23 protein-coding genes and 4 tRNA genes are annotated in these 26,324 nt (G+C 45.7%); 19 read left to right on the top strand and 8 right to left on the bottom strand.

Annotated elements, in window-relative coordinates; all coding sequences use genetic code 11:
- Together AC4GL5_RS13535 and AC4GL5_RS13540 are read left to right on the top strand one after the other, a co-directional pair.
- Positions 1-664, top strand: a 664-nt coding sequence (locus tag AC4GL5_RS13535; protein WP_490383327.1) for an HD-GYP domain-containing protein, incomplete at its 5' end; no start/stop codon positions are given.
- Between the two features lie 44 nt (positions 665-708).
- Entirely contained in the window at positions 709-1,152 is a 444-nt protein-coding gene (locus tag AC4GL5_RS13540; RefSeq protein WP_490383328.1) for a c-type cytochrome, read from the top strand.
- Positions 1,153-1,225: 73 nt separating this feature from the next.
- Here AC4GL5_RS13540 and AC4GL5_RS13545 read toward each other — a convergent pair whose 3' ends face one another.
- The gene (locus tag AC4GL5_RS13545) at positions 1,226-1,723 is read right to left on the bottom strand and encodes a YchJ family protein (protein ID WP_490383329.1); all 498 of its coding nucleotides are present in this window, start codon (positions 1,721-1,723) and stop codon (positions 1,226-1,228) included.
- 73 nt (positions 1,724-1,796) lie between these two features.
- Between AC4GL5_RS13545 and msrA the strand changes: the two genes are divergently transcribed.
- The 9 genes from msrA to AC4GL5_RS13590 all read left to right on the top strand — a co-directional run bounded on the left by msrA (position 1,797) and on the right by AC4GL5_RS13590 (position 7,882).
- Positions 1,797-2,453 carry a peptide-methionine (S)-S-oxide reductase MsrA gene (gene msrA / locus AC4GL5_RS13550; RefSeq protein WP_490383330.1) on the top strand — a complete coding sequence of 219 codons (657 nt, stop codon included), beginning with the start codon at positions 1,797-1,799 and terminating at the stop codon, positions 2,451-2,453.
- A 98-nt stretch (positions 2,454-2,551) separates the two neighbouring features.
- Positions 2,552-4,102 (top strand): sigma-54-dependent transcriptional regulator, encoded by a 1,551-nt coding sequence (locus AC4GL5_RS13555; protein ID WP_490383331.1) that lies wholly within the window; start codon positions 2,552-2,554, stop codon positions 4,100-4,102.
- Between the two features lie 157 nt (positions 4,103-4,259).
- Complete coding sequence (gene uvrY, locus AC4GL5_RS13560; protein ID WP_086479402.1) at positions 4,260-4,904, top strand: UvrY/SirA/GacA family response regulator transcription factor; 645 nt, start codon at positions 4,260-4,262, stop codon at positions 4,902-4,904.
- Between the two features lie 4 nt (positions 4,905-4,908).
- Entirely contained in the window at positions 4,909-6,732 is a 1,824-nt protein-coding gene (uvrC, locus tag AC4GL5_RS13565; protein WP_490383332.1) for an excinuclease ABC subunit UvrC, read from the top strand.
- An 8-nt stretch (positions 6,733-6,740) separates the two neighbouring features.
- Entirely contained in the window at positions 6,741-7,289 is a 549-nt protein-coding gene (pgsA, locus tag AC4GL5_RS13570) for a CDP-diacylglycerol--glycerol-3-phosphate 3-phosphatidyltransferase (RefSeq protein ID WP_490383333.1), read from the top strand.
- A gap of 114 nt (positions 7,290-7,403) precedes the next feature.
- Positions 7,404-7,479 (top strand) — tRNA-Gly (locus tag AC4GL5_RS13575).
- Positions 7,480-7,502: 23 nt separating this feature from the next.
- Positions 7,503-7,576: transfer RNA gene (locus AC4GL5_RS13580), tRNA-Cys, on the top strand.
- Between the two features lie 56 nt (positions 7,577-7,632).
- Positions 7,633-7,719, top strand: a tRNA-Leu gene (locus AC4GL5_RS13585).
- 89 nt (positions 7,720-7,808) lie between these two features.
- A tRNA-Cys gene (locus AC4GL5_RS13590) sits at positions 7,809-7,882 on the top strand.
- A gap of 123 nt (positions 7,883-8,005) precedes the next feature.
- On the opposite strand, the gene AC4GL5_RS13595 is transcribed toward AC4GL5_RS13590, so the two are convergent.
- Positions 8,006-8,335: an ArsR/SmtB family transcription factor gene (locus AC4GL5_RS13595; protein ID WP_490383334.1), complete on the bottom strand. Its 330-nt coding sequence runs from the start codon at positions 8,333-8,335 to the stop codon at positions 8,006-8,008.
- A gap of 401 nt (positions 8,336-8,736) precedes the next feature.
- Here AC4GL5_RS13595 and AC4GL5_RS13600 point away from each other — a divergent pair, with 401 nt between their 5' ends.
- The 3 genes from AC4GL5_RS13600 to AC4GL5_RS13610 all read left to right on the top strand — a co-directional run bounded on the left by AC4GL5_RS13600 (position 8,737) and on the right by AC4GL5_RS13610 (position 16,505).
- Entirely contained in the window at positions 8,737-10,668 is a 1,932-nt protein-coding gene (locus AC4GL5_RS13600; RefSeq protein ID WP_490383352.1) for a propionyl-CoA synthetase, read from the top strand.
- A 122-nt stretch (positions 10,669-10,790) separates the two neighbouring features.
- Positions 10,791-12,152: a glutathione-disulfide reductase gene (gene gorA, locus AC4GL5_RS13605; protein ID WP_490383335.1), complete on the top strand. Its 1,362-nt coding sequence runs from the start codon at positions 10,791-10,793 to the stop codon at positions 12,150-12,152.
- A 225-nt stretch (positions 12,153-12,377) separates the two neighbouring features.
- Entirely contained in the window at positions 12,378-16,505 is a 4,128-nt protein-coding gene (locus tag AC4GL5_RS13610; RefSeq protein WP_490383336.1) for an NACHT domain-containing protein, read from the top strand.
- Positions 16,506-16,702: 197 nt separating this feature from the next.
- Here the strand turns inward: AC4GL5_RS13610 and AC4GL5_RS13615 are convergent, their stop codons facing one another.
- Complete coding sequence (locus AC4GL5_RS13615; RefSeq protein ID WP_490383337.1) at positions 16,703-17,017, bottom strand: SCP2 sterol-binding domain-containing protein; 315 nt, start codon at positions 17,015-17,017, stop codon at positions 16,703-16,705.
- Between the two features lie 188 nt (positions 17,018-17,205).
- On the opposite strand from AC4GL5_RS13615, the gene sohB reads away from it, so the two are divergent.
- Entirely contained in the window at positions 17,206-18,270 is a 1,065-nt protein-coding gene (sohB, locus tag AC4GL5_RS13620) for a protease SohB (RefSeq protein WP_490383338.1), read from the top strand.
- A 113-nt stretch (positions 18,271-18,383) separates the two neighbouring features.
- Here sohB and AC4GL5_RS13625 read toward each other — a convergent pair whose 3' ends face one another.
- Complete coding sequence (locus AC4GL5_RS13625; RefSeq protein WP_490383339.1) at positions 18,384-18,764, bottom strand: rhodanese-like domain-containing protein; 381 nt, start codon at positions 18,762-18,764, stop codon at positions 18,384-18,386.
- 123 nt (positions 18,765-18,887) lie between these two features.
- On the bottom strand, positions 18,888-19,928 hold the full coding sequence (locus AC4GL5_RS13630) for a ParB/RepB/Spo0J family partition protein (protein ID WP_490383340.1): 1,041 nt from the start codon (positions 19,926-19,928) through the stop codon (positions 18,888-18,890).
- A 143-nt stretch (positions 19,929-20,071) separates the two neighbouring features.
- Here AC4GL5_RS13630 and rimO point away from each other — a divergent pair, with 143 nt between their 5' ends.
- Entirely contained in the window at positions 20,072-21,394 is a 1,323-nt protein-coding gene (gene rimO, locus AC4GL5_RS13635; RefSeq protein WP_490383341.1) for a 30S ribosomal protein S12 methylthiotransferase RimO, read from the top strand.
- Positions 21,395-21,533: 139 nt separating this feature from the next.
- On the opposite strand, the gene AC4GL5_RS13640 is transcribed toward rimO, so the two are convergent.
- Genes AC4GL5_RS13640 through AC4GL5_RS13650 form a run of 3 tightly spaced genes read right to left on the bottom strand, consistent with a single transcriptional unit; the run spans position 21,534 to position 23,236 of the window.
- Positions 21,534-21,770 carry a hypothetical protein gene (locus AC4GL5_RS13640; protein WP_490383342.1) on the bottom strand — a complete coding sequence of 79 codons (237 nt, stop codon included), beginning with the start codon at positions 21,768-21,770 and terminating at the stop codon, positions 21,534-21,536.
- Positions 21,771-21,805: 35 nt separating this feature from the next.
- Positions 21,806-22,708: an EamA family transporter RarD gene (gene rarD, locus AC4GL5_RS13645; RefSeq protein ID WP_490383343.1), complete on the bottom strand. Its 903-nt coding sequence runs from the start codon at positions 22,706-22,708 to the stop codon at positions 21,806-21,808.
- A gap of 18 nt (positions 22,709-22,726) precedes the next feature.
- Positions 22,727-23,236, bottom strand: a complete 510-nt coding sequence (locus tag AC4GL5_RS13650; RefSeq protein ID WP_490383344.1) for a transglutaminase-like cysteine peptidase — start codon at positions 23,234-23,236, stop codon at positions 22,727-22,729.
- 176 nt (positions 23,237-23,412) lie between these two features.
- Between AC4GL5_RS13650 and AC4GL5_RS13655 the strand changes: the two genes are divergently transcribed.
- The 3 genes from AC4GL5_RS13655 to AC4GL5_RS13665 all read left to right on the top strand — a co-directional run bounded on the left by AC4GL5_RS13655 (position 23,413) and on the right by AC4GL5_RS13665 (position 26,302).
- Entirely contained in the window at positions 23,413-24,156 is a 744-nt protein-coding gene (locus tag AC4GL5_RS13655; RefSeq protein ID WP_490383345.1) for a DUF599 domain-containing protein, read from the top strand.
- A gap of 288 nt (positions 24,157-24,444) precedes the next feature.
- The gene (locus AC4GL5_RS13660; protein WP_490383346.1) at positions 24,445-24,972 is read left to right on the top strand and encodes a PAS domain-containing protein; all 528 of its coding nucleotides are present in this window, start codon (positions 24,445-24,447) and stop codon (positions 24,970-24,972) included.
- Positions 24,973-25,615: 643 nt separating this feature from the next.
- Positions 25,616-26,302 (top strand): methyl-accepting chemotaxis protein, encoded by a 687-nt coding sequence (locus AC4GL5_RS13665; RefSeq protein WP_490383353.1) that lies wholly within the window; start codon positions 25,616-25,618, stop codon positions 26,300-26,302.
- Positions 26,303-26,324: the final 22 nt, after the last annotated feature.

Raw genomic sequence — 26,324 nt, forward strand, 5'->3', positions numbered from 1 at the left:
TGCCATGATAGGCGCTGCGATTACCGCTAACGTGGCTATGAACTCTTATCAGGATAGTTTGCAGAAGCATAAAGGTCCCCTGACGGATGAGCAAAAATCCCGGGTCCTTAAGCACCCTCAGGAAGGTTATGATCTGCTCAAGGCTGCAGGTATCACCAATCAGCTTTGGTTGGATATCGTTCTTCAGCATCATGAAAAAATTGATGGCAGTGGTTACCCTAAAGGCCTTCGCGGTGAGCAGATTTGCCTGGAGGCTAAAATTGTCGGTTTGGCGGATATCTATTCTGCAATGATCTCGGGCAGGCAGTATCGTCCTGCACTAACTCCGCAGCGAAGTCTTAAGCAGCTATTTTTGCAGCGTGGGAGCTTTTTTGACGAATCCCTTACCAATGTCTTTTTGTCAGAGTTGGGGGTCTACCCTCCAGGGGCGACTGTGGAGCTGGTAAATGGTGAGATGGGTGTTGTGATCAAGCGCAAGTCTCCGGAAAGCAGCAAACCGATGGTTTCTTCGATTCGCGACCGATTTGGAACGCGCTTTATGCATCCGGTGATGCGTGATACTGGTGATAAACGCTACAGCATTAAAAGTGATGTTAAGGTTGAGCAACTGGGCAACATCAATCCATCAATTTTATGGGGGCTGAAACTGATGCGTGTCAGTTAACGTGTTGGTCCTGAGATAAACAAAGACAGAGGTAACGGTTTTTTATGAAAGCTTGGGTCGCTTTACTGGCTGGTTTGGTTCTTTCTATCAATGCACCAGCAGCTGATTACAGTAACCCTGATGAGGCTATTAAGGCACGTCAGGATCAGTTTGAAGATATTAAGGCAAGTTTCAAACAACTTAGATTTCTTGTCATCCAGAAACGGTTTGATGCTATGGCTGCACGTGAAGAGGCTGACAAGTTAGTCGAGTTAAGCCAACCTTTAGTCGCGATGTTCCGAACGCGTTCGGATCAGGGGGATACCAAGGCGCTCGACCGTATATGGGAGCATTGGCCACGCTTTGAAAAGCAAATGAATGAGTTTGTCGAGCTGACAAAGAAAACAGCTGACAGTCTCAAATACGCTAATCAGGAAGATGCCCGAATGTATGTCAACCAGGCTGCGAAAAGCTGTAAAGGGTGTCATCGTCTCTTTAAAGCCCGTTAGTCGTTTGTCTATTGTCTTTAAACTTAAGGAGCCGGCAGAATTGCCGGCTTTTTTTATCTGTCTGGATGAATGTTCAGGACATACAACACTTTTTGAACTTCTTGCCACTGCCGCACGGGCAAGGGTCGTTACGCCCGGCACTCTTTTCTGCCGGAGGGGTGTAATCCTTGCCATGCACAAAGAACCAGCGACCCTCTTCCCGGATAAACTTGGAGTCTTCTGAGTGATTGATGATGCCATTTTTTTCACGGTATCGAGCTGTAAAACGAACTCGGCCTGTGTCGCCATTGGTTTCTGTTTCGTGAACTTTCAGGCCTAGCCACTCAGAGTTTTCGGCCCAGGCTTTTAACCCGACGAAATCGTACTGAGGGCGAACCTCTTGCTGAGTCGTTTGTTCGATGTAATCCAGATCGGCCAGAACATAGGCAGAGTAACGGGATCTCATTAATTGCTCCGGGGTTTTCGGTAGAGTGTCCCCGGTTATATAGTTCTGGCAACACTTGCCAAAAGTTTGGCCGGACTGACAGGGGCAGGGCTGCTCTGCTGTGATGGCGTCCGAGATAGTACTCATGGAGATTCCCTCGTGATGGGTTATATTAATCAATAGGTTATGGAGTGTTTTCTATCATACCGGAGATGCTTTTATGTTGAGTAGTGATAAATCCCATACAGAAATTGTTTCCATTAAAGAACAGCTGATTTCTCCTGAGAAAGCGCTGAAGGGACGTTCTGAATACCTGTTCGCGGTTTCGGTGCCTCATCGGATATTGGGTGGGGAGCTAGCAGAGATCATGCATTATCCTCACAAAATTATTCTTGGATTAGGCTGTTTCTGGGGAGCTGAACGTCTCTTCTGGCAGCAGCCAGGTGTTTTACAGACTGCGGTAGGCTATGCGGGCGGTTACACCCCTTTCCCGACTTATGAAGAGGTTTGTAGTGGTCTAACCGGCCATGCAGAAGTGGTCGTGGTGGCCTATGAACCGACTAAGATTAGTCTTGAGCAGTTATTAAAGCTTTTCTGGGAAAACCATGACCCGACACAGGGAATGCGACAAGGAAACGATAAAGGAACCCAATACCGATCCGTAATCTACTGCCAATCTGATTCTGACAGACAGATCGCTTTGCAGTCTCAGCAGCGCTTTCAGAAAAAGCTTGATCTTGCAGGGTTGGGCACGATTACAACTGAGATCGAGTTGAATGAATCATTTTATTTTGCCGAGCCATATCATCAGCAATATCTTGATGCGAATCCCAATGGTTATTGTGGTTTGAAAGGAACTGGTGTGACTTGTTTATAAGTCTTAGGCTTTTAAGTTTTTAGACAATTAAACGTGTGTTTTATTGTCACTCTGTATAGAATGGTTTACAGAAGCAGTCGCCAGTAAAGGGTTGAACCATGCGCTTAGAAATAGTCTGTCAGAATCGTGTTGGAATCATGCGGGATATTCTCGAGGTTTTTGTTGATTTCCGAATTAATGTGGTTCGTGCAGAGGCTGGTGGCGATAAGGGTAATGCCATTTATCTGTATATGCCGGGCATGCTCAATATGCAGCTGCAAAGCGTACGGACCCGGTTAGAAAAGATTTCCGGTGTTCAGAAAATACGTCGGATCAGTCTGATTCCCAGTGAGCGACGTCACTATGAGCTGGACATTCTTCTGCAATCCTTAGACCTTCCTGTTCTGTCTGTTGATATTGACGGTCGTGTTGTAGCGGCAAATGCTGCATCCGGGCGAGTTCTTAGCCTGAGAGTCGATGAAGTATCAGGCCTTTCCCTTAGTAAGCGGGTAAAAAATCTTGATCTGGATGCTTTGTTGCCAAAATTAGAATCCCGTCTCAATGGTGTTCGGGTTGAGATACGTGGTGATGCTTATTTAGCAGATATCAATCCTATCTATATGGAAGAAAAGCTTTCTGGTAAGGAGCCTGCTGGTGCAGTTATTACCCTGCATCCGGTAGAATCACTAGGAGCACAGATTTATTCGCTACAAAAGCATGAGGATTTTGGCTTCGAAGCGCTTCAAATCCAAGCTGCTAAGATGCAGGCTATGATTCGGGAAGCTAAGCGTATGGCTCCCCTCGATGCGCCGTTGTTGATTCAGGGGGAAACCGGGACAGGCAAGGAAATGCTTGCCAGAGCTTGTCATATGAGCAGTCCCAGAGGACGATCTCCTTTCATGGTGCTCAACTGTGCCAGCTTACCGGACAATCTGGCTGAAACTGAACTTTTCGGCTATGGACCAAATGCTTTTGAAGGGGCGCGTAAAGAAGGAAAGCTCGGCCTGCTTGATCTGGCATCCGGTGGCAGTATTTTTCTTGATGAAGTGGGTGAAATGAGCCCTCATCTTCAGGTTAAACTTCTGCGATTTCTACAGGACGGTTGTTTCCGGCGAGTGGGGAGTGAAGAAGAGATACAAGTAGATGTGCGCGTTGTTTGTTCATCTCAAAAGGATCTGGCTGAACTGTGTGAGCAGAATATTTTTCGGGTGGATTTGTTCCATCGACTGAATGTTCTGACCCTTGAAATCCCACCGTTGCGTAACTGCAAAGAGGGAATTCCGGATCTTGCTAATCACTTTATCGATCGAGCCTGTACCCAAATTGGTACTCGTCAGCGTGAATTATCTGAGTCTGCAGAAGTCGCACTTTGTCAGTACCACTGGCCTGGAAATGTCCGCCAGCTTGAAAATGTTCTTTATCAGGCTGTCTCCATCTGCGAGGGTGAGATAATAGACGTTGAGCATATCAAGTTGCCCAGTCTGCATAACCTGGATGGTCAGCAACTGGACCTTAACGGTAGCTGGGGGGATATTACAGCCCGAGTAGAGCAACAGATTCTCGCAACGTTATACCCAGATTTCCCCAGTAGCCGTTTACTGGCAAAGAGACTCGGAGTGTCTCATACGACGGTCGCTAATAAATTACGTCAGTATCGCATTGGGCATTAATGCGTGTACTCGTCCATTAGGTCTATAGACATTCACACTGATAATTAATTATTTTTGGCTCAACTATATCAGAGATCTTGTTCAGCTAATGTTTGCCGCTATTATAAGAGCCTCTCGATAACTCACTGTTTTCAAAAATATTCTGGCTGAGGTTAGTATGGTAAAACTGCTGATTGTTGATGATCATCATATTGTACGTGCGGCAGTTTCCAAGATGCTTGCGGATGAAGAATGGATCGAGATTGCCGGTGAGGCAGGTAGCGGTGAGGAAGCTGTTGCTATGGCCAGGGAATTAGAGCCTGACGTTGTCCTGATGGATATTAAGATGCAGGGGATTGGGGGCTTGGAAGCAACCCGAAAAATCGTACGCATGCTGCCGGACTGTAAAGTAATTGCATTGTCAGCGCTTATTGAAGAGACGTTTGCGACCCGCGCCCTTGAAGTTGGTGCTTCGGGTTATCTGTCTAAAGGTACTGACCCGGCTGAGATGGTTAACGCGATCCGTCAGGTGCATCACGGTCAGCGATATCTCAGTTCTGAAATTGCCCAAAAAGTAGCCTTGAGTCGAATGAGTCCGGGGAACGAGAACCCTTTTGATGGTTTGTCGGACAGGGAGCTTCAGATCGCTCTGATGGTTGTTAACTGCCAAAAAGTCAGTGATATCTCTGACAAGCTTTTTCTGAGCCCTAAGACAGTGAATACCTATCGTTATCGTATCTTTGATAAGTTGCAGGTAAGCAGTGATGTTGAGCTTACACATTTAGCGATCCGTCATAAAATGATAGATACGGAATCCCTGTGAACTGATGTCTGAATTTGACGCCAAACCCTTTCTCAAAACCCTACCTAAGCATCCCGGAGTCTATCGAATGTACGATAGCTCTGATGCCCTGCTCTATGTGGGTAAAGCTAAAAATCTAAAAAACAGAGTCAGTAGTTATTTTCGTTCAACTGGCTTAACGCTTAAAACAAAGGCCCTGGTTGAGCAGATCAACCGTATTGAATTCACAGTGACAGGCAGTGAAACAGAGGCGCTGTTGCTTGAGCAAACTCAGATTAAGCGTAATCGTCCCCCATTTAATATATTAATGCGGGATGATAAGTCCTACCCCTACATATTCCTGAGCTCTGGAGACTACCCGCAAATTGAATACAGTCGGGGTAAAAAACGTCGCTCCGGTCAATATTTCGGCCCTTATCCCAATACCAATGCCGTTAAGGAGACGCTCAATCTTCTGCATAAGGTTTTTCGCCTCAGGCAGTGCGACGATAATTTTTTTAGTCACCGTAGTCGCCCTTGCCTGCAGCATCAGATAGAGCGTTGTAGTGCTCCTTGTGTCGATCTCATCAGTCGTGATGAATATACTGAAGATGTAAAGCGTGCCGTACTCTTTCTGAAAGGGCGAAGTATGGAGTTAATCGCGGATCTGCAGGAAAAAATGGATCACGCCGCAGAGACATTGAATTTTGAGTTAGCCGCGCGTTTTCGTGACCAACTCATTCAGCTACGAAAGATTCAGGAGCAGCAGTACGTCTATGGAGAGCAGGGGGATGCTGACTTATTTGCCTTGGCTTCCCGCCCTGGCGGTCTCGCCATCTCCGTGCTTTTTGTTCGTTCCGGGAGAGTGCTGGGATCGCGGCATTATTTTCCAACGAATCAACTATCTGATAATGATGAAGAGACCCTGCAAGCCTTTATCAATCAATTTTATTTGGGGAGTGACACCCGTGAAGTCCCGGCGGAGGTGATTACCAATCTATCACTGCAGGAACCGGAGATGCTGACCGCGGCGTTGAAAAGCCTCTACTCTAAGAAGGTTTCTATCAATAGCCAGGTACGATCCCATCGCGCCCGTTGGTTGCAAATGGCAGTGACGAATGCTGAGCAGTCTCTGATCAGTCATCTTGCTCGAAAAGGGACCATGGATGGTCGCTTTAAAGCATTACAGCAGGCTTTGGGGCTTGATGAGCGGCCAGAGCGTCTTGAATGTTTTGATATCAGTCACAGTTCCGGTGAGGCGACTGTGGCTTCCTGTGTGGTTTTAGGGCCAGAAGGGCCAATCAAGGGAGAGTATCGCAAGTTTAATATCGAAGGCATTACTGCCGGTGATGACTATGCTGCTATGCGGCAGGCATTGATTCGCCGTTATAAACGTCTGGCGGCCGGAGAGGGTAAAAAGCCTGACATCCTGGTGCTTGATGGCGGTAAAGGACAACTTAAACAAGCACGCGAAGTTTTCAACGAGCTGGCTGTTTCCGATGTTGTTCTTTTAGCCGTTTCAAAAGGGACGACCCGTAAGCAAGGCTTTGAAACCCTATATCTTGAAACAAATGATCAGATTATTGATCTGGATTCAGACTCTAAAGCTCTGCACGTTATTGAGCAGGTCAGGGATGAAGCGCACAGATTTGCCGTTGTTAGCCACCGCCAAAGACGGGATAATACACGAAGGACATCCCGCTTTGAGTCGATTCCAGGGATAGGGCCAAAACGACGACAAGCAATTTTGAGACATTTTGGTGGTCAGAAAGAAGCCCTGGATGCCAGTATTACAGAACTGGCAAAGGTTCCGGGTATTAGCGCACCCCTGGCTGAGCAGATTTATTTCCACTTACACCCTGAACAGTAGTAGGCCTGATGAAGTTACCGAATATTTTAACCGCGTTACGTATTGCTTTTATTCCTCTGATTGTCGCGGTTTTTTACCTGCCCTTTGAGAATAATCTCTATATTGCGGCAGGTATTTTTGCCCTTGCTGCCTGGACTGACTGGCTGGATGGTTTTCTTGCCCGTCGATTAAATCAGTCAACACCTTTTGGTGCATTTCTTGACCCTGTTGCTGATAAGTTGATGGTATCGGTTTCGTTGGGATTGTTAATCGATGCTCATGCAAGTATTTGGATGACGCTTCCGGCTTTGATCATTATTGGTAGAGAGATAGTAATTTCAGCTTTGCGGGAGTGGATGGCCGAACTAGGCAAACGGGCCAGCATTGCCGTATCTATGATAGGTAAGGCAAAGACGTCTTTGCAGATGCTTTCTATTTTTATCCTGTTAAGTCAGGAGCCGGGCACAGACACCGCTATGTTAGGTATGATTTTGCTTTATGGTGCTGTCGTACTGACAATCTGGTCAATGGTTCAGTATATTAAAGCCGCCTGGCCCGATTTGAAGTCGGGCATGTGACTTTTTGTACTTTTGTATGAGTGTTCTCATGCAGATAATTGTAATAAAAACAAAAAGTTGTGAAAAAAAGGGTTGACGCTCAAAAATGCACGTATATAATACGTCCCAAGTTCAGCGGGAATAGCTCAGTTGGTAGAGCACAACCTTGCCAAGGTTGGGGTCGCGAGTTCGAGTCTCGTTTCCCGCTCCACTTAATTTTGATTTTTGAGACAAGGCCGGGTGGCAGAGTGGTCATGCAGCGGACTGCAACTCCGTGTACGCCGGTTCGATTCCGACCTCGGCCTCCATCTCAAGATCTATCGCTTGTGTCAGTCATACTATGACTTTTTATAAGCGCCAATAAGCCCGGATGGCGAAATTGGTAGACGCAAGGGACTTAAAATCCCTCGGTGGCAACACCGTGCCGGTTCGATTCCGGCTCCGGGCACCATGAGACGATAGCCATCCTTGTCGTCCCAATAGCAGAAAACATAGCGCTAAAAGCGCTTTTTTTGTTTCTGTTCCTATCTCTTTGAGAATGGCCGAGTGGCAGAGTGGTCATGCAGCGGACTGCAACTCCGTGTACGCCGGTTCGATTCCGACCTCGGCCTCCATTCTCTGATCTGTAAGATATCCCCTAGAATACCCCGTTAACTCTTTTCGTTTGCCATTGTTGTTTTTTTAGTCATAAAAAAACCCTATGCCATTCGGCATAGGGTTTGTTTGCTTCCCAGTACTTAAGCAGGGCAGTACATCTGATGCAGCGTCCTGATTATAGTGCTGGCTCGATCACCATTAAGTGAATAGTAAATCGTCTGAGACTCGCGGCGGGTCTTGACTAACTCATCCCGACGCAGAACAGCCAGGTGCTGGGAAAGTGCAGACTGACTCAGGTCTAATGATTCATTTAACTCGCTGACTGATAACTCTTTTCCATTCAGGTAGCATAAAATCATCAGGCGATTTTCGTTGGCCAGTGCTTTTAACAGTGCGGTAGCTTCCTTGGCATTATCACGCATTGCCACTAGATCAACGTTTTCTTGGATTGGTTCCTCGAAAGTTGCCATTGCTTTAACTCGCTAAGACTAATTTAGTTATAATTGATATTAGTATAATTTACGGAATTCAACAAATAATCAGTCTCATTTCCGTAATGACCGAGATTATAAAGGGAGTTCTCTCTGCATGAAAGCGAACCAGTACTCATAAAATTAATTGTCAACATTTCAGTCTCCCATCTTTAGTATTAGATAACTCTTATTGTTAGGGTTGTCGACAGTTCATGTGTTGTTGGTATTCCCTAATTTATCCTAAGGCTTTGTTTATCAGCGTTGCAGATGGATGCACCTTTTGTCTTAGTTTCAAAGTGGTTTTTATCGATTAAAGTTGTCGACGATCTTAATGGGCTTTTGTCGACAATTGCTAAACCCTCGCTGGTCGGCATTTATAAAGTTCGTGCAACTCACTGATAACAACTAAAAAGAGGTCTTGCCACATGACCTATCAGGCACAATACGAAAAATCTATCCAACAACCTGAGCAGTTCTGGGCAGAGAAGGCTGCTGATATTCCGTGGTTTACCAAACCACAGCAGATTCTGGGTAAAGATGAATTTGGAACCGATCGCTGGTTTGTCGATGGTGAACTCAACACCTGTTATGCAGCGGTCGATTATCATGTTGAAAATGGTCGTGGTGATCAGGTTGCTATTTATTATGATTCTCCAGTGACTGATGTTAAAAAAACGATCACCTATAAAGAGCTGCAGGATCAGGTAGCAACGTTTGCTGGTGCGCTGGCTGCAAAAGGTGTCGTCAAGGGTGACCGTGTAATCATTTATATGCCAATGGTGTCTGAGGCTGTTGTGGCTATGCTGGCTTGCGCCCGTTTAGGTGCCGTGCACTCAGTTGTATTTGGTGGTTTTGCACCTCATGAGCTGGCTGTGCGTATTGATGATGCTCAACCAAAAGCAATCGTTTCAGCATCCTGCGGAATTGAAATTCAGAAAGTTATTCCCTACAAGGACATGCTGGATAAGGCAATTGAGCTTGCAGAACACAAGCCTGATTTTTGCGTTCTGCTTCAGCGTCCTCAAGCCCAGGCTGATCTGATTGATGGTCGTGATTATGATTGGCAAAGCTTGGTAGCCGGTGCTCAGCCTGCTGAGTGTGTGTCTGTTAAAGCCACAGACCCGCTTTATATTCTTTATACGTCGGGTACCACAGGTAAGCCTAAGGGGGTCGTTCGTGACAATGGCGGCCATGCTGTTGCTCTTAAATACAGTATGAAAGCGATTTATGACACTAATCCTGGTGAAGTCTTCATGGCGGCTTCAGACGTAGGCTGGGTTGTTGGTCACTCTTATATTGTTTATGCGCCTTTATTGGCAGGTTGCACCTCGGTTGTTTATGAAGGGAAACCGGTACGTACTCCGGATTGCGGTGCTTTCTGGCGTCTGATTGAAGAGTACAAGATCAAGTCATTCTTCACTGCACCAACGGCTTTTCGTGCTGTTAAGAAAGAAGACCCGAACGGTGAAGAATTGAAGAAATATGACATTTCTTCTATGAAAAACCTTTTCCTGGCGGGTGAGCGTCTTGATCCGCCGACCTTCTACTGGCTGCAGGAGCTTGTTGGTGTGCCGGTTGTCGATCACTGGTGGCAGACGGAAACCGGTTGGGCTATCGCTTCTAACCAGATGGGTATTGAGCCTCGTCCGGCAAAAGCGGGTTCGGCAACTGTCCCGACACCTGGTTTTGATGTTCAGATTCTGGACAACAAGGGCAATCAGATGCCTGCCGGTGAACAGGGTAGTGTTTGCATCAAGTTGCCTATGCCTCCTGGCTGTCTGGCAACGGTTTATGGTGATCCGCAGCGCTTCCAGAGTTCATATCTGAGCACTTTTGATGGTTACTATCTGACTGGTGATGGTGGTTATATTGATGAAGATGGTTATATCTTCATCATGGGGCGTACTGATGATGTGATCAACGTGGCGGGTCACCGTCTCTCTACTGGTGAGATGGAAGAGATTATTGCTTCTCACAATGGTGTTGCTGAATGTGCGGTTATCGGTATTAACGATGAGCTTAAAGGTCAGCTGCCGGTTGGTCTGGTGATCACCAAAGACGGATACGAAGGTGATGACGATACGCTTGAAGCCGAGCTTGCCGCTCTGGTTCGTAAAGAGATCGGTGCCATCGCCTGTTATAAGCAAACGATTGTTGTTGATCGCTTGCCGAAGACCCGCTCCGGTAAAATTTTGCGCGGTATTCTCCGCTCAATTGCTGATGGTAAGAGTTATCAGGTGCCTTCAACGATCGACGATCCGGCAAGTCTGCCTGAAATTGAATCCATTATGGCGGATCACAATATTGGTGTTATGGGACAGGAAGCCTGATATAGAGCTTTCACATTGTCTAATCAGAAAAACCGATCCTAGCGATCGGTTTTTCTGTTTCCGGGGCAGCGCTAAGCCTGTGATACACTTGCAAAAAGTTTGAATGATTAGGGATGTTTAATATGAGTCAGTTTGATTTCGATCTGTTTGTTATCGGTGCAGGTTCCGGTGGTGTACGCGCGGCTAGAACCGCTGCGGGTTTAGGTAAAAGAGTTGCCGTAGCAGAGGGCCGTTTTCTGGGTGGTACTTGTGTGAATATTGGTTGTGTACCTAAGAAACTATTCTCCTATGGATCTCATTTTCACGAGGAGTTTTCTCAGGCGGAAGGGTTCGGCTGGACTGTTGATGGTTCAAGCTTTGATTGGCCAACACTGCGTGACAACAAAACGAAAGAGATTGAGCGGCTGAATGGTATTTACCACAATCTGTTGGTGAACTCCGGGGTCGAGCTGGTGGAAGGCTATGCTCGTTTTGAAAATGCTCATGAAGTGAGTGTCGATGGCAAAACCTACTCGGCTGAAAAGATTCTGGTGGCGACCGGTAGCGAGCCCTTTATTCCTGAATTTCCGGGTAGCGAGCATGCGGTAAGCTCTGATGCTGTGTTTTATCTGGATGAATTCCCAAAACGAACCCTGGTACTCGGTGGCGGCTATATCGCGGTTGAGTTTGCTGGTATTTTTCATGGCCTGGGTGCGGAGAGTCATCTGGTCTACCGTGGTGATCAGCCACTTCGTGGCTTCGACGAAGAGGTACGCCAGTTTGCTTCCGAAGAGATTCGCAAGAAAGGTGTTCAGTTCCATATGAATGCCAATATCGCCTCTATCGAGAAACAGAGTAGTGGCCTGCAGGTTGCATTAACCAACGGAGAGGTTCTGGAAGTTGATCTGGTACTGTGTGCGACGGGGCGTGTACCCAAAACGGAAGGTTTAGGGCTTGATAAGGCTGGGGTTAAGCTTGGCAAAGGTGGCGAGATTCTGGTGAATGATGAATTTCAGACCTCTGCTCCTTCGGTGTTTGCACTGGGTGATGTGATCAACCGTATGCAGTTAACGCCTGTGGCGTTGGCTGAAGCGATGGTTTTTGTAAATAACCAGTTCCAGCCAGAGTTGCCAGCCAAGCAGATGGATTACACCAATATTCCAACGGCAGTTTTCTGTCACCCGAATATTGCGACCGTCGGTATGACGGAGGAGGAGGCTCGCGAGGTTTTTGATACTGTTGAGATCTATAGCGCCTCTTTCCGCCCGATGAAGCATACGCTGTCTGGCTCCGATGAGCGCCATTTGATGAAGCTGGTAGTTGATGCCGGTACCCGCAAGGTTGTGGGGGCTCATATGGTGGGCACCGATGCCGGTGAAGTGCTGCAGGGGATTGCCGTTGCCATCAAGGCCGGCGCGACCAAAGAGGTGTTCGACAGCACTGTCGGGATTCACCCAACCGGTGCAGAAGAGTTTGTCACCATGCGAACTCTGACGCGAAACTAAGCGTGCAAAGATTTTGGCGCCTAGGTTAGAAAGCATAAAGGCTTTCCGATTGATATCGGAAAGCCTTTTTCATACCTAGATACAGATTTTAGCTCTTAGCAGCCAAGCTTTCAGAAGAGAAGGCAAACCGTGTTATGGTGACGAGTTAAGCAAAATGAGAAACCTTATAGCCCGATTGAAACAAGCTGGCTGAGATATGGATAATGTAAGTAAAAGGTGACTGTTTTGACAGCTATAGACTTCAATCAAATTCGATCTACACCTAAGAGCAAAAATGACAGCTTTGAATCGCTCGCGATTCAACTTTTTAAAGCACATTGTAAATCACCACAAGGCTCTTCGTTCTTTAGTTTGCGCGGCGATGGCGGTGACGGGGGGGTAGAAGCTTATTACAAAACCCCCTCAGGCGATATTCTAGGAATTCAAGCAAAATACTTTTTTAAGCTTGGCAATAGTGAATTTGACCAGATCAAGAAATCATTAACTACAGCATTAAAAAATCATCCAACATTATCTGAATACTGGATTTATATACCATTTGATCTAACAGGTAGAGTCGCAGAAGGAAAAAGAGGAAAAAGTGAAGTTGAAAAGTTTGAAGAATGGTGCGATGACATCAAAACTCAAAAACCAAATCTTCATATAAAACTGGTTACGGCTGAAATATCTAGACAGCAGATATTAGAAATAGACGAAAGTGGTGGTTTTGTAGCCTACTGGTTTAACGAGAATACATTAACATCTCAGAAGATACAAAACTGTATTGACTCAGCAGCAGCCTTCGCTGGTCCAAGGTATTGCAGTGATTTAGATATAATTACAGAAGCCCATGATGCTTTAGATTCCTTTGGGGAGGTTTATGATTTTAAACAGTGGCTTGTTAATGTTTGGAAACCAATAAAAATCAGTTTCAGAACAAAAGCTCAATATTCAGAAAAGGTATTCTCCCAGTCACCTGAAAGCGAGAGAGTACTAGCGATACAGCTACTAGAAGTACTTTTGGATAAAACTTCTAGTAAGTACAATATTATTGACCAAACGGTTATTTGTTCAACTTTAGATATCATAAAATCACTTAAGCCACTCTGTGAAAATGCTATAAAACAGCAAGAAAAAAAGTTTTTTTCTGAACACGGTGAAGGTAGTGATACGCCTTCATTTAGACAATTCCAGGCTGAATATATGTGTGTATTCCCTGCTGAGAACCTAGATGCCTCAAGGGGATTACTTGCTTCGATAATAGATATTGAAAATTCTCTCAACAGTCCTCTGATTCAGTCCTACCACGCTCGATCTTTCCTACTAACTGGCCCAGCAGGTGCAGGCAAGACGCATTCTATCGTAAGTTTTGCGAAGAGAAGACTCGACAAAGGCGCTCATACTCTGGTGCTATTTGGGGAGGATTTTGATAACTCGGAACCCTGGGATGTAGTAAGAAGCAAACTAGGCTTTGGCTCCGATGTTGGTCGAGACAAATTACTATCTTGTCTTCAAGCAAGTGCTCAAGCCAATAACCATTGTTTTGTTATTGCTATCGATGCGTTAAATGAAGGAGCAAAGGCAAGAAAGTGGAAAAACAAACTGCCAGAAATAATCCAACAACTAAAGGCATATCCTTGCATCAAGATTGTTGTTTCTAGTCGCGATATATATACCAATTTAGTTGTTGATGAACGATTCCCTGGCTATGCATATAGTCATATTGGATTCACTAGAAATTTTCACGATGTCCTCTCGTCGTTCTCAAAACGCTACAATGTTGAAAGTGAGATAACGCCTATTTTTACAGATGAGTTACGAAACCCATTACTTCTACATTTGGTCTTCAAAACTCACAAATCGGAGGACTCTTGCTCTCTTGATGTATCGACTAGTGGCTTCTCAACCATCTTTTCTAAACACCTCAAGCAAATCGATGATTCATTGAGAGAGCGATTAGACTACGTTAGTCCTAAAAATATCGTTAGAGCGGTAATGAGTAAGTTGTCTGATGTTCTAGCGCATTCAGAAACCCAAACTATAAATTGGGAAATTGCCGTAAATACAATTAAACCTATTCTAGGAAATGAGCTAAATCCAGAAAGATTTATTGATGAGTTAGCTAAAGAGCAACTGCTGATTTTGTCATCAACTGGCGACGAAGATTTCCTTATTAGGTTTGGTTATCAGCGGTTTGGGGATATGCTGCGAGCATCTTCAATAGTTCAATCCTATCAAGAAACTGGCAATAGTGATCTATCAATCCTTGCAGAAAAGCTGGCGATTTTAACAGATATTGAGAGAGGTGTCTTAGAAGCTCTTGCAAGCATTCTCCCTGAAGAGATCGATATCGAAATCACTGACAATCGCTTGGGTTTAGACAGGGATTTAGCACATAGCCTTTTTGTGAAGTCGCTAACTTGGCGTGCAAAGCAAAGTGTTACACCTACCATTGAAGAACATATGTTTGGGGCTTTAAGAACTGGCGGGTTATGGCAGGCTGTTTTTGAAAGCCTATTCCAGCTATCTATAGTTCCAAGTCATTACCTTAACGCAGAAAGTTGGTTCAAAGATTTTCAATGGCGACAAGACTCTCCATCAAGAGATACCTACCTTTCTGTTGCCTTATCAGAGTCATATAATAAGAAAGGTGCAATTTACTTTCTAATTGAGGCATTGGAGAAAATAGAAGAAACCAATTGGCCCAAAGAAAGTTATAAATTAGCATCCTCGGCTTTACTTTGGTGTTGTTCCGCTACGGATAGGCGAGTCAGAGATCAAGCAACAAGATGCCTTGGCTTGCTTTTTAAAAAATACCCCGTGATATGCTTGCATGCAGTAAACACGTTTGCTGGGTGTGACGATGACTACATACTTGAAAGCCTGATTCAGGCTATGTATACGTCCTGCTTGCTTTCACCTGAGTCAGCTGAAAAATTTGTACAGCCATTAAATAAATATATTAGATTAAATGTTGGTTCAACTAATATTTTAATTCGCGAGCATTCCCAACTATTGAGACAGGAGCTTGTGAATCTAGGTGTTGAAGAAGACAGAATATCAAATCAATATGTAACTCCTTCCCTGCCATTAACATGGCCTGTTATAAGCGATGTGCAGACCTTACTTGCACTGGAAAAATTGCCCTCAAACATGCGCCTATGGGGTGATCAATTAGGTCCTGACTTTTGGCGCTATATAGTTGAACCAAGACTTAGAGCCTTTGACCTACAATCACAAAACATAACTCATGAGAATATTGCCTGCTGGATTATGAGAGAAGCCGAATATATCGGCTATCCCGGATATAGTAATGGATCCCTCAAGCATGACTTGGCAACTCTTTACAAATATGGAAGGGGAAGATCAAAGCCCGGCTATGCGGAAACCATCGGCAAGAAATGTTATTGGGTTGCTTTTCACCGATTGATAGGTGTGTTGGCTGCCAATTTAGCAACGGCCCAATCTCGTTGGGAGCCACAATTAAGCTCCGATAGATTCTGGTCGTTAGAACTTAGGAAGGTTGATATATCAGACATTAGAGATTTATCACCAAAGAAAAAATACCCTCTTGGAAGCCTAATAATACAAGAGCTCGAGCTGCCAGAAAATAATGTTAACTATTGGTTGCAGACTGATGATTATTTCGTTGCAAACAAGGTACTTATTTTGACTGATGAAAGCAGTACGGCGTGGATTAACTTGAGTTTTTATTCAGAGGCTCACGCTAAGAAAGATGAGGACGACGTCTCGTTCGACGCTGAAAGCTTTCTTTGTATATCTAGTTATCGCGGCTATTTTGTTGACCCTAACAACACTGAAGCATTCGAACTCGACAATTATAGTAATGACCACTGCTACCGTGTTTACTTGGCGGAGTATCCTAGAAGCCCTGCTTTCAAACAATGTATTGCTGAACAAGATACGACTATTTCAGATGATCAGCGAATATTCTCTAGCATTCAACTATTGAGAGGTGGGGAGTGGGAGTACGATTACTCAAGCAATGTTGAACAAAGCTCTATCAATATGCCTTGTCCTGACTTAATTGAGAAGATGAACCTTCGCTGGGATCAAGACAGTGGATGGCTCGATGACAACCAAGAATTGGCTGCGTTTAGCCATAACATTGATAGAAATTCTTCTTTGTTTATTAGGAAAGACACCTTAGATAGTTACCTATCTAAGCTTGGTAAATCTTTAGTATTTTCGCGTTTTTGTAGAAAACAGTTCAGCTGGGGTTTTGCCAGCGATGCAAAATTAATGGAAGTGACTAGTAGGTACATTTACACGCCAAGCGATTGCTGCTCTTTAAAGTGCATTAGCGAAGATATCGAGTACTTGGGCTTTGAGCCTAGCGAAGAACCAGAGTAAATTTCCTAGAAATTACTTGAAGCCAGACTATAAAAGGTGGTGTGAAATATTCATGGCTCTGGTTGTATCACATGGGATGCTAACTCTGATGCCCAACTGAATTATATTGGCATTAGGATGAAATAAAAAAGGCGTTCCGATTATTGCCGGAACGCCTTTTTGACTTATCACAGCCTGATCAGGCCATGATAATGCTATCAGATAGAGAAGAGGCTGTTCAGCTTGGTTGCCAGCATCATGTTGCCCTGGGCTTTAACCTTGCCGGTCATAAAAGCGGTCATGCCGTTCACTTCGCCACTCAGAACACCTTTCAGTGTGTCTTTGTCCATAATCAGGGTTACAGAAGGATCATCGTGCTCACCGGTACCTACATTGCATTCGCCATCTTTGATCTCAATGTAGTATTCGCCGGCATCTTTGATTTCAAACTGGAAAACTTCATCCATACCTTTGGCTGCTTCCGGTTTAAAACCCTGTTTCAGATTTTCAATAGTTTTGCCCACGTCAGTCATCGCTTTGTACCTTTTTATATGGTTATTTCTTATCGTTCAGGTCTGTTTTTCGACCGGCTATGTGATGAGCATATTTCAAACATACGTTTGAATCAAGTGTGTTGGTAGTAATATTGACAGGAAAGAATACACAGCCAGAAACGCATCCTGTATGCTTGCCCCGCGTATTAAAAGAGATGGAGTGATCCGTGTACGAATTTTTTTCAGAGTATGGTCTGTTTTTCGCTAAGACACTGACTTTAGCGGTAATTTTTGTCGGTTCTATCCTTCTGCTGATTGTCGCTGCTGCTCAGAGTAAGCGCAAGTCGGGGGAAGGGGAGTTTGAGATTGAACATCTGAATGAGAAATTGTCAGAAACCACTAAGGCGGTTAAAGAGACTGTTTTTGACAAGGATGCATTTGAGCAGGAACTGAAAGCTGAGAAGAAGGCAGAAAAGGCCCGTAAGAAAGCAGCTAAAAATAAAAAAGAAGAGCCAGAACCTGAAGATGCCCGTAAGCGGGTTTTTGTTCTGGATTTTGATGGTGATATCCGGGCTTCAGATGTTGATTCTCTCCGGGAAACCATTAGTGCTGTTCTGACGATAGCTCGCCCGGAAGTTGATGAGGTTGTTCTTAAGCTGGAAAGTGGCGGCGGTATGGTGCACAGCTATGGATTTGCCGCTTCTCAGTTGCAGCGAATTACGAATAAGAAAATTGATCTTACGGTATGTGTTGACGCAGTCGCGGCTAGCGGCGGTTACATGATGGCCTGTACCGCAAATAAAATTTTAGCGGCTCCTTTCTCTATTATTGGGTCTATCGGTGTTGTTGCTCAGATTCCTAACTTTAACAAGCTACTGAAGAAACACGATATTGATTATGAGGTGCTGACCGCTGGTGAATACAAGCGGACGATGACCGTATTTGGTGAAAATACCGACGAAGGTCGTAAAAAGTTTATTCAGGACCTTGAAGAAACTCATGTTCTTTTTAAAGACTTTATTCACGAGCAGCGCCCGGCTCTTGATCTGGCCAAAGTGGCCAATGGTGATGTGTGGTACGGTAAACAGGCGCTGGATCTGGGGTTGGTTGATGAGTTAAAAACCAGTGATGAATACCTTCTGGAAAGTTGTGACGAAGCTGACGTTTATGAGGTGAGTTACGAGGTTAAAACCGGCTTGGTAGATCGATTGGGAGAGATGGTTTCCCTGAGCCTCAGCAAGACCGCTGATCGTTTCCTGACCCGGGCACGTAAGAGTGAGATTGAGCATTAATCACCGGCGTTAAGCCCGTGCTTTAAGCGATAAAAAAACCGGATGAGCTGACGTTCATCCGGTTTTTTGTTGCTGGTGTCGGTATCAGAACGGCCCAGCCTGTTTTTGAGCGGTTAGCTCCACTCGGCGGGATCTTTATCCTGACCAAGACCTGCTTCTGTCCAGGCAGCAAAGCCTCCCAACATATTGATCACGTTGGTGAAGCCCATTTCTTTCAGAGTTTTTGTCGCCAGTGCGCCACGGCCTCCGGCCTGACAATACACAACAATCTCCTGATCTTTATCCTGAAGTTGCGGGTGTGCATCTACCCGGAACTCCAGAACCCCTCTTGGAACCTCGACGGCAGAAGGGATGTGTGCCTGCATAAACTCCTGCGGCTCACGTACATCAAGTGCTAATGCACCCTGTTTAATCTTTTCTGCGGCTTCCTGTACGGAGCATTCCTGAATCTCTGCTTTAGCTGCAGCTACAAAATCCTGAGTCGTTAACGCCATGGTGACCTCGTTATTTTCAAAATCTGTTCAGATTCCCGTTTGGGAATCATAAAGGGTCAGAAAACGGATGGTTTTCGATAGTACAAGTATGACGCGTATTGTTAAGTGTTGTCTAATTAATGTTTAACGCTCAATGCGTTCGATAAAGTCATGCCACAATCCGCTGAAATCAGCACTTAGATCAGCTTGTTGCAGGTATCTGCGAAAGCGCTGCTCAAGCTCGGCAAAGGTCATCGCGAGCTGCTCAACACCAGAAAGAGTGTTGAGGGGAGCAAGCTTCAGTTGTTGTAGGTGCCAAAGCTGGCGGTCAACAGAAGAGGCTGTTTCTGCTGTTGATGAAGAGGGGGCGGCTTTGTCCTGTTTTTGCTCTTCAGCTGAGGTCTCGGGGACAGGCGTGCTGTCTGTGCTTCTCTGCTCTGCGGAATCAGAGCCAGTGGCGGTGTCAGTGCTATTTTGCAGTTGCTGTCGCTTCTGTTCAACACGGCTCCGCAGGCCGCCTTCAGCGCCTGTTTCCGTAACATCTGTCATTAGTTGTTCAGCTTCTACGGGAGCTTCATGATAAAGCTTAGACAGGCTGTTTAGGGTGTTGATGTCTTTGACATTCTGCTGGTCAGCAAACTGCTGCACTTTTTCAGGGGTTTTTAACAGAGAAAGGCGTTTGGAGAGCCAGCTGGGGGATCGCCCCAGTGCCTGAGCGACCTCTTTTTTGTTGCCTGAGATATCGACCAGCTGCTGGAGCGCGCGGGCTTCTTCCAGAGGAGCGATATCTTCGCGCTGGTTGTTCTCAATAATCTGCAGTGCCAGAACGGTGCTGTCACCGGCAGGACGAATGATCGCGGGAATAGAATCCTTGCCGGCAAAATCGTGTGCCCGCCAGCGACGCTCGCCCATAATGATGCGATGGGAGCCGTTGTGATCTTCAGGTTGAACAACAATAGGCTGAAGCAGGCCGTTTTCTTCGATGCTTTGTGCCAGATCGAGCAGGGACTCTTCATCGAAGCTCTTACGGGGCTGATCCGGATCCGGTATCACTTTATGAACGGGGAGGTGAACCAAAGGCATCTGTTGTAGCTGATCCTGGAGTGAAGCTCCCCACTCCTGTGATGGCTGGTCTTCGCCGTTTTCCTGTTGTGACGTTTCTTCATCCAGCAGATTAAAAAGCATCTTCTTCCTCTGGTTTTGGTGGTTTGCTATGAAGGGCATTTTTTAACGAAAAAGTTTGGATGTAAAGCGCTTACTTTCACTACACCCAAAACCCGTGCTGGGGTAGAATGCGCGGGTTTTTCTATCTGTTTTCGAGGTTCTTAATGTCCACAGAAAATCCTAAAGTTGGTTTTGTCAGTCTGGGTTGCCCTAAAGCGCTGGTTGACTCTGAGCGTATCCTGACACAACTGCGTACTGAAGGTTATGAAATCTCTCCATCCTACGAAGGCGCAGGTCTTGTAGTGGTGAATACCTGTGGCTTTATTGATGCCGCGAAAGCAGAGTCTCTGGCTGCCATTGGTGAGGCGCTGGAGGAGAACGGTAAGGTTATCGTTACCGGCTGCATGGGCGCTGATGGTGATCAGATTCTGGATGCCTATCCTCAGGTGCTGAGTGTCTCCGGACCACAGCAGTATGAGCAGGTTGTGGGTGCTGTGCATGAGTATCTGCCACCGAAGAAGGATCACGATCCTTTTATCGATCTGGTGCCGCCTCAGGGCGTTAAGCTGACACCGCGTCACTACTCCTATCTGAAGATCTCGGAAGGCTGTAACCACCGCTGCACCTTCTGCATCATTCCTGCGTTACGGGGTGATCTGGACAGTCGTCCGGTGGGTTCTGTGATGGATGAAGCGCAGCGTCTGGTTGATGCCGGTGTTAAAGAGTTACTGGTTGTGTCTCAGGATACCAGCGCCTACGGTGTTGATCAGAAGTACAAGCTGGGCTTCTGGCAGGGTCGTCCGATGAAAACCCGCCTGAAAGAGCTGTGTGAAGCCTTGGGTAGTCTGGGGGTTTGGGTGCGTCTGCATTATGTTTACCCGTATCCGAGTGTTGATGAGGTGATTCCTCTGATGGCAGAAGGTGCTATCGTGCCGTATCTGGATATCCCGCTGCAGCATGCTCACCCTGAAGTGCTGAAAATGATGAAGCGCCCTGCAGCGACTGAGAAAACGATGGAGCGCATCAAAAAGTGGCGTGAGATCTGCCCTGAGATCGTGATCCGCAGTACCTTTATTGTCGGTTTCCCGGGTGAAACTGAAGAGCACTTTGAATATCTGCTGGACTTCCTGCGTGAAGCCCGACTGGATCGTGTGGGTTGCTTCACTTACTCACCGGTGGATGGTGCTCCGGCTAATGAGCTGGAAAATCAGATTCCGGAAGAGATCAAAGAGGAGCGTCTGGCACGCTTTATGGAAGTTCAGGCTCATATCAGTGCAGAGAAGCTGCAGGAGAAGATCGGTCTTGAGATGGATATTCTGATCGACCACGCAGGCCCTGATGGTGCTATTGGTCGTACCAAGGGTGATGCACCGGAGATTGATGGTGAGGTTCATCTGCTGGATGTTACCGGACTGGAGCCGGGTCAGGTGGTTCGTGGTCGTATTATTGAAGCCGATGAGCATGACCTGTGGGCAGAGTTGGTTTAATGGGGTTACCAACAGATTGATTGTGTTGGGGCCTGATGGGTAGGCTTTAACGACAGTGTTCTCCGACTAATAAAAAGGCTCAACCCGGAAGGGTTGAGCCTTTTTTAGTGTTATGACGCACAAGCTAAGAATGGTTGCTTTAAGCTGTTGGGCGTTCTACCGCCGCTTGCCACAAAGCAAAAACCAGAGCTAAACCTGGTGCAAGGGCTACAGCAGGTAAAATTACATCGGGAGCAACAGAAGCTACGGTTGCAATCGCAGCAACACCAGCAGTCATCGCCAGATTGACGAACAAGTTTGAAGAGCTACCCATGATTTGATCCTCTTGAGTGTTACTTAATTTCTCAATGGTAACACTTTGGTAGAGCGTTTTCATATCTGAACAAGTTATCTATTGATTTTATGGTGCTCTCAGTCAATTTTCACCGTCAGAATATTTTTACGGTGAGTCTGATACAAATCGTAGCAAAATGCGATAACGGCAAGCCATATCAGTCCAAAAGCCACCAGCTGCATATCAGAAAAAGGCTCATTAAAGATATAGATGGCGGTTAAGAATTGCATCGTAGGGTTGATGTACATGATAAAGCCGATAACGGTTAGTGGAAGTTGGCGAGCCGCTGCCGAGAAAAGAAGTAACGGTACAGCAGTAACAATGCCTGAAAGCATTAGGTAGGTGTTCGTGAAATCCATTCCCTCTGGTGTCTGTTGTGGCATCGGGTTGAGTCCAGTGCCTCCAATAAGAGCAAGAAAGATCAGTGCAGGGATCAGTAGCCAGCCTGTTTCCAGAAAAAGACCATTTAGGGTTTCAAAAGGAGCCTGTTTCCTAACTAAGCCATACAAACCAAAGCTCGATGCCAGCATTAGTGATATCCAGGGTAGGGTTCCAACTCTGTATATCTCAAAGGCGACAGCAAGACAGGCAAGAACGATGGATAGGCTCTGTAGGGGGCGAATCTGCTCTTTCAGGATAAAGCGAGCAAGGAATACACTGACTAAAGGTGTCAGAAAGTACCCGAGACTGGACTGAATAACCTGGCCTATGCTGACCGCATAAACAAAGATCAGCCAGTTGGTTGAGATAAGAATGGCGGCAAGCGCTGACCACAAAAGAGCTTTAACCGAAACAGCCCCTTTGAGAGTGTTGATTTTCCCCAGTCCCAGAACTAAGAGTAGGCAAAATAAAAATGACCAGACAACCCGGGCAGAAATCACTTCCAGTGGGCCAATATGTGCCACTAATGAGAAGAAGAGTGGAAAACAACCCCAGATAAGATAGGTGAGTACTCCGGTCCCCAGCATTTTTAGGTTCATTATTACTTAATCCTTTTATTATTGTGATCTCTGGCTACCAAGAGCTGCCGCTTCAGCTTTTCTGATGCTGGCTTGCCAGTGTAGGAGTGTTTTAAGTTGTGCTCTGTTTAGTGTCTTCTTTCCTGCAGAGTAGAAATTTAGGCCAGAAAAACGAAACTCTTCCTGCAGGTCATTTCTTTGACTGATAGCAGTGGTTTCGGGTGTCAGGCTGTCCAGCAGCAGACCGCTTGGTTCGTGGATGAGAGCAATGTGGTATTCATCTGAGGTAATTTGACGGGCATAAACAAACCTGAAGTCATCTTTAGAAAGGCCGGCCTCCAGAAGTGACTGGTATTTTGCTAAAGCAAAGTCTTCGCAATCTCCGCCACCTTGGGCGACAAAGTCGTCGCGGGTTAGCCAGAGATCGTCTCTGTCCCTCAGATAGCGGAATTTACTATTGATATTCTTGTTGATCTGCTCAATAAGATGAAGTGTTTCTGCGGAATTACGAGTCTGACCTGAAATACCAGGCTGATGCGAGGCTGCCATTGATATCTGCAGAGCAGAGCCGGCTGCTAGTAAGAAAGTCAGAAAAACCTGTCGAATCAGAGGGTAATGCACATTGATCTCACATAAAGCGTGTATTATAGGAGATTCTTTTGCTGCCTGAACAGTTGGTCGTTCAGGAATAATTATTCAGACCGTTTTTCATTGCAGAGGTTAGTGTGCAGTTTTTTCAGACCTATTTGGATTTAACGCTACCGGATATAATCGCTTTTGCTTGGTTTGTCTTCTGGTGGACGCTGTATTATTTTTTCTCTAAGAATGCGATGAGCAAAAGACCCTGTCTGGCCAGGGTGATGCATGCTTACCGTGTTGATTGGATGACGCGACTGTTAGAGCGTGAGGTTCGCATCGCTGATACCACGATCATGACCCACCTTGAGCGCAATGGCGCTTTTTTTGCTTCCAGTAGCTTACTGATCCTTGCAGCCCTTTTTACGATGCTGGGCGCAACGGAGCAGGCGATGGGGGTTTTGTCTGAGCTTCCTTTTGCAGCATCGGATTCAAGAATTGAATGGGAGCTGAAAGTTCTCCTGCTGATCACTATTTTTGTCTATGCATTTTTCACGTTCACCTGGTCGATGAGGCAGTATAACTTTTGTGCCATTCTGATCGGTTCCGCGCCGCACCCGGCGGATGAGGAGGTAACTCCTCAGGGTCGAAAGGCATACGCCCAGCATGCTGCAGACCTGATTGATCTGGCCGCTAACCAGTTTAATTACGGGCTAAGGGCGTACTATTTTGCATTATCCGTCCTGTGTTGGTTCTGGCATCCGTATATCTTTATGTTAAGTACCATTCTGGTGGTTATGGTTCTTTATCGACGTGAGTTTTACTCCAAATCGCTAAGAGCCCTTCTGGCAGCGCGGGACGCCAATATCCAATTCACCGGGATTTTTCGTTGAGTGGTCGTTGCATTAAATAGACCTGAGTCACATTAAGTATTTCTTATAGGATTGAATTTATTCTGTAGTTTTAAGTGCAGCGTGGCTGAATTCAGGAGGTTGTTTATTCTGGATATTGCTTATTTAGCGACAAAAATTCTGTAACAAGTCTGAGCTAGAATGACTTTTCGACGTTAATGTAATCCCCCTACATTGATATGGGTCATTCAAAAATTCCCTTTAGAGCGCATTATTGTTTTACCCTTTTTTATGGGTAAAACAATAATGACAAAATAAAGAGGCAGGGATATGCTCGCTCAACCATTATCAAATTACTCTGAGGTTCTCCTGAATGGAGATGACCTCATCATTTCTAAGACAGACCTTAAAGGTCGTATCACCTATGCGAACCGAACCTTTATGAGGGTATCGGGGTTTGGTGAAGAAGAACTACTGCATAAACCCCACAATCTGATTCGTCATCCGGATATGCCGAAAGGTGTTTTTAAATTCCTCTGGCAGGAATTACGTCTTGGGCATGAGTTTTTCGGCTTTGTAAAAAATTATACGGCAGATGGAGGTTTTTATTGGGTTTTTGCCAATATCACTCCGGATTTTAGTAGTCAAGGAGAGATTCAGGGATACTTCTCTGTACGTCGGCGGCCAAATCCCGATGCGATCAAAGTAATTGAGCCTATATATCAGAAAATGACTGAGATTGAGCAGCGTCATTCCGGGGCTGAAGCCTGTAAACACTCTCTCGCTTTTTTGAATCAGTTATTGGAAGGCAAGAAGATTAACTATGAGCGCTTTGTGATGCAGTTGCAGTCCAGGTAATGAAGTCAGGGAGTTTAGAATGGCCCGAGTCATGTTTTTTATCATTTCGCTGCTACCCTGCTCCCTGATACTGGTTGCTTTTGTTCGTGATTCCTTTTCTCTGGAACTGTTTCTGGCTGTGTCGGTTTTCTATCTGTCACTTGGCTGGTATTTGCAGCGTCAAAGTCGGCACAAGAGAACTCTGACATCTCTTACGACGGTACTAGATAAAGCCGCTTCAGGAGAGTTACATCACCGGGCCACTCATACAAAAGATTATGGTGTGGCAGCAGAGATGGCATGGGCTGTAAATGAATTGCTGGATTTTGTTGAAACCTATTTTAAAGAAGTGAAGTTGTGCTTTATTCGAGTGAATAAGCAAGATTTCTCCCGTGAAGCTAAGTCTACAGGTTTGCCGGGAGATTTCTCTGAGTCACTGAAATCTATTAATCAGGCCATTTTGGCGATAAAAGAAAACCTTAGTTTTACCGAGCAAAACAGCCTGACTAGCCAGATTCACGATATCAACCTTCAATCCCTTCGCACAGACCTCTTGCACAGTGAGTCAGATGTTCGATCCATTCAGACCGATATTGCTGATGTTGGTATGATCGCTAAGGGAAATAGTGATGTTGCTAAAGAGAGTAGTGACTCAATCCGAAACATGAGCGCTAATTTACATCAGTCTACCGAACAAATCGGCCTTTTGTTAAAAAGGGCAGAGGCTTTGAGTGAAGCCAGTAATGCAGTTGCGAGAGCTTTAAACCTGATAACCGATATTGCCGATCAGACTAATCTTCTTGCGCTGAATGCCTCAGTTGAGGCTGCCCGAGCAGGGGAGGCTGGCAGAGGATTCGCCGTTGTAGCCGATGAAGTCAAGAAGTTATCTAACAGAACAAAAGATACTGCCACAGAGGTTCATGAAGTACTTGGCTCGCTCAATGAGCAGGTAGGCTCGATTCGGGAGGCAACGCTTAGTAGTAGTGCTCTTAGTATGGAGGTTACCGAGCAACTGGATGATTTTGTGCAACTTTTTAGTTCACTTGAGCACAGCTCGGCTCAAACGTCTGAAAAAGTAGCCCTGGTTGCTGAGCATGCGGACTCTGCTGTTGAGCGTATCTCTCAGGTTATTTTTAAACAGAATATTTATGCTTTGCTTGAAGAAAAGATTACACACCAAAGCCATTCGCACCTTGAAGAACAGATAAGCGAAGTTCAGCTTAAGGCAGAAGGGTACAGTAATGACTGTAAATCCCTCGCAGAGCTTGTGGCTTGCTTTAGTGCTGAGGAGGGAAGGCTGACTGGAGATAGTTTGATCAGTCAGCTTAAAAAGCTAGATCGCCCGGTGTGATTAGTACATGTCTCATTTTGTG

The sequence above is a fragment of the Oceanospirillum sp. genome, assembly GCF_982874595.1.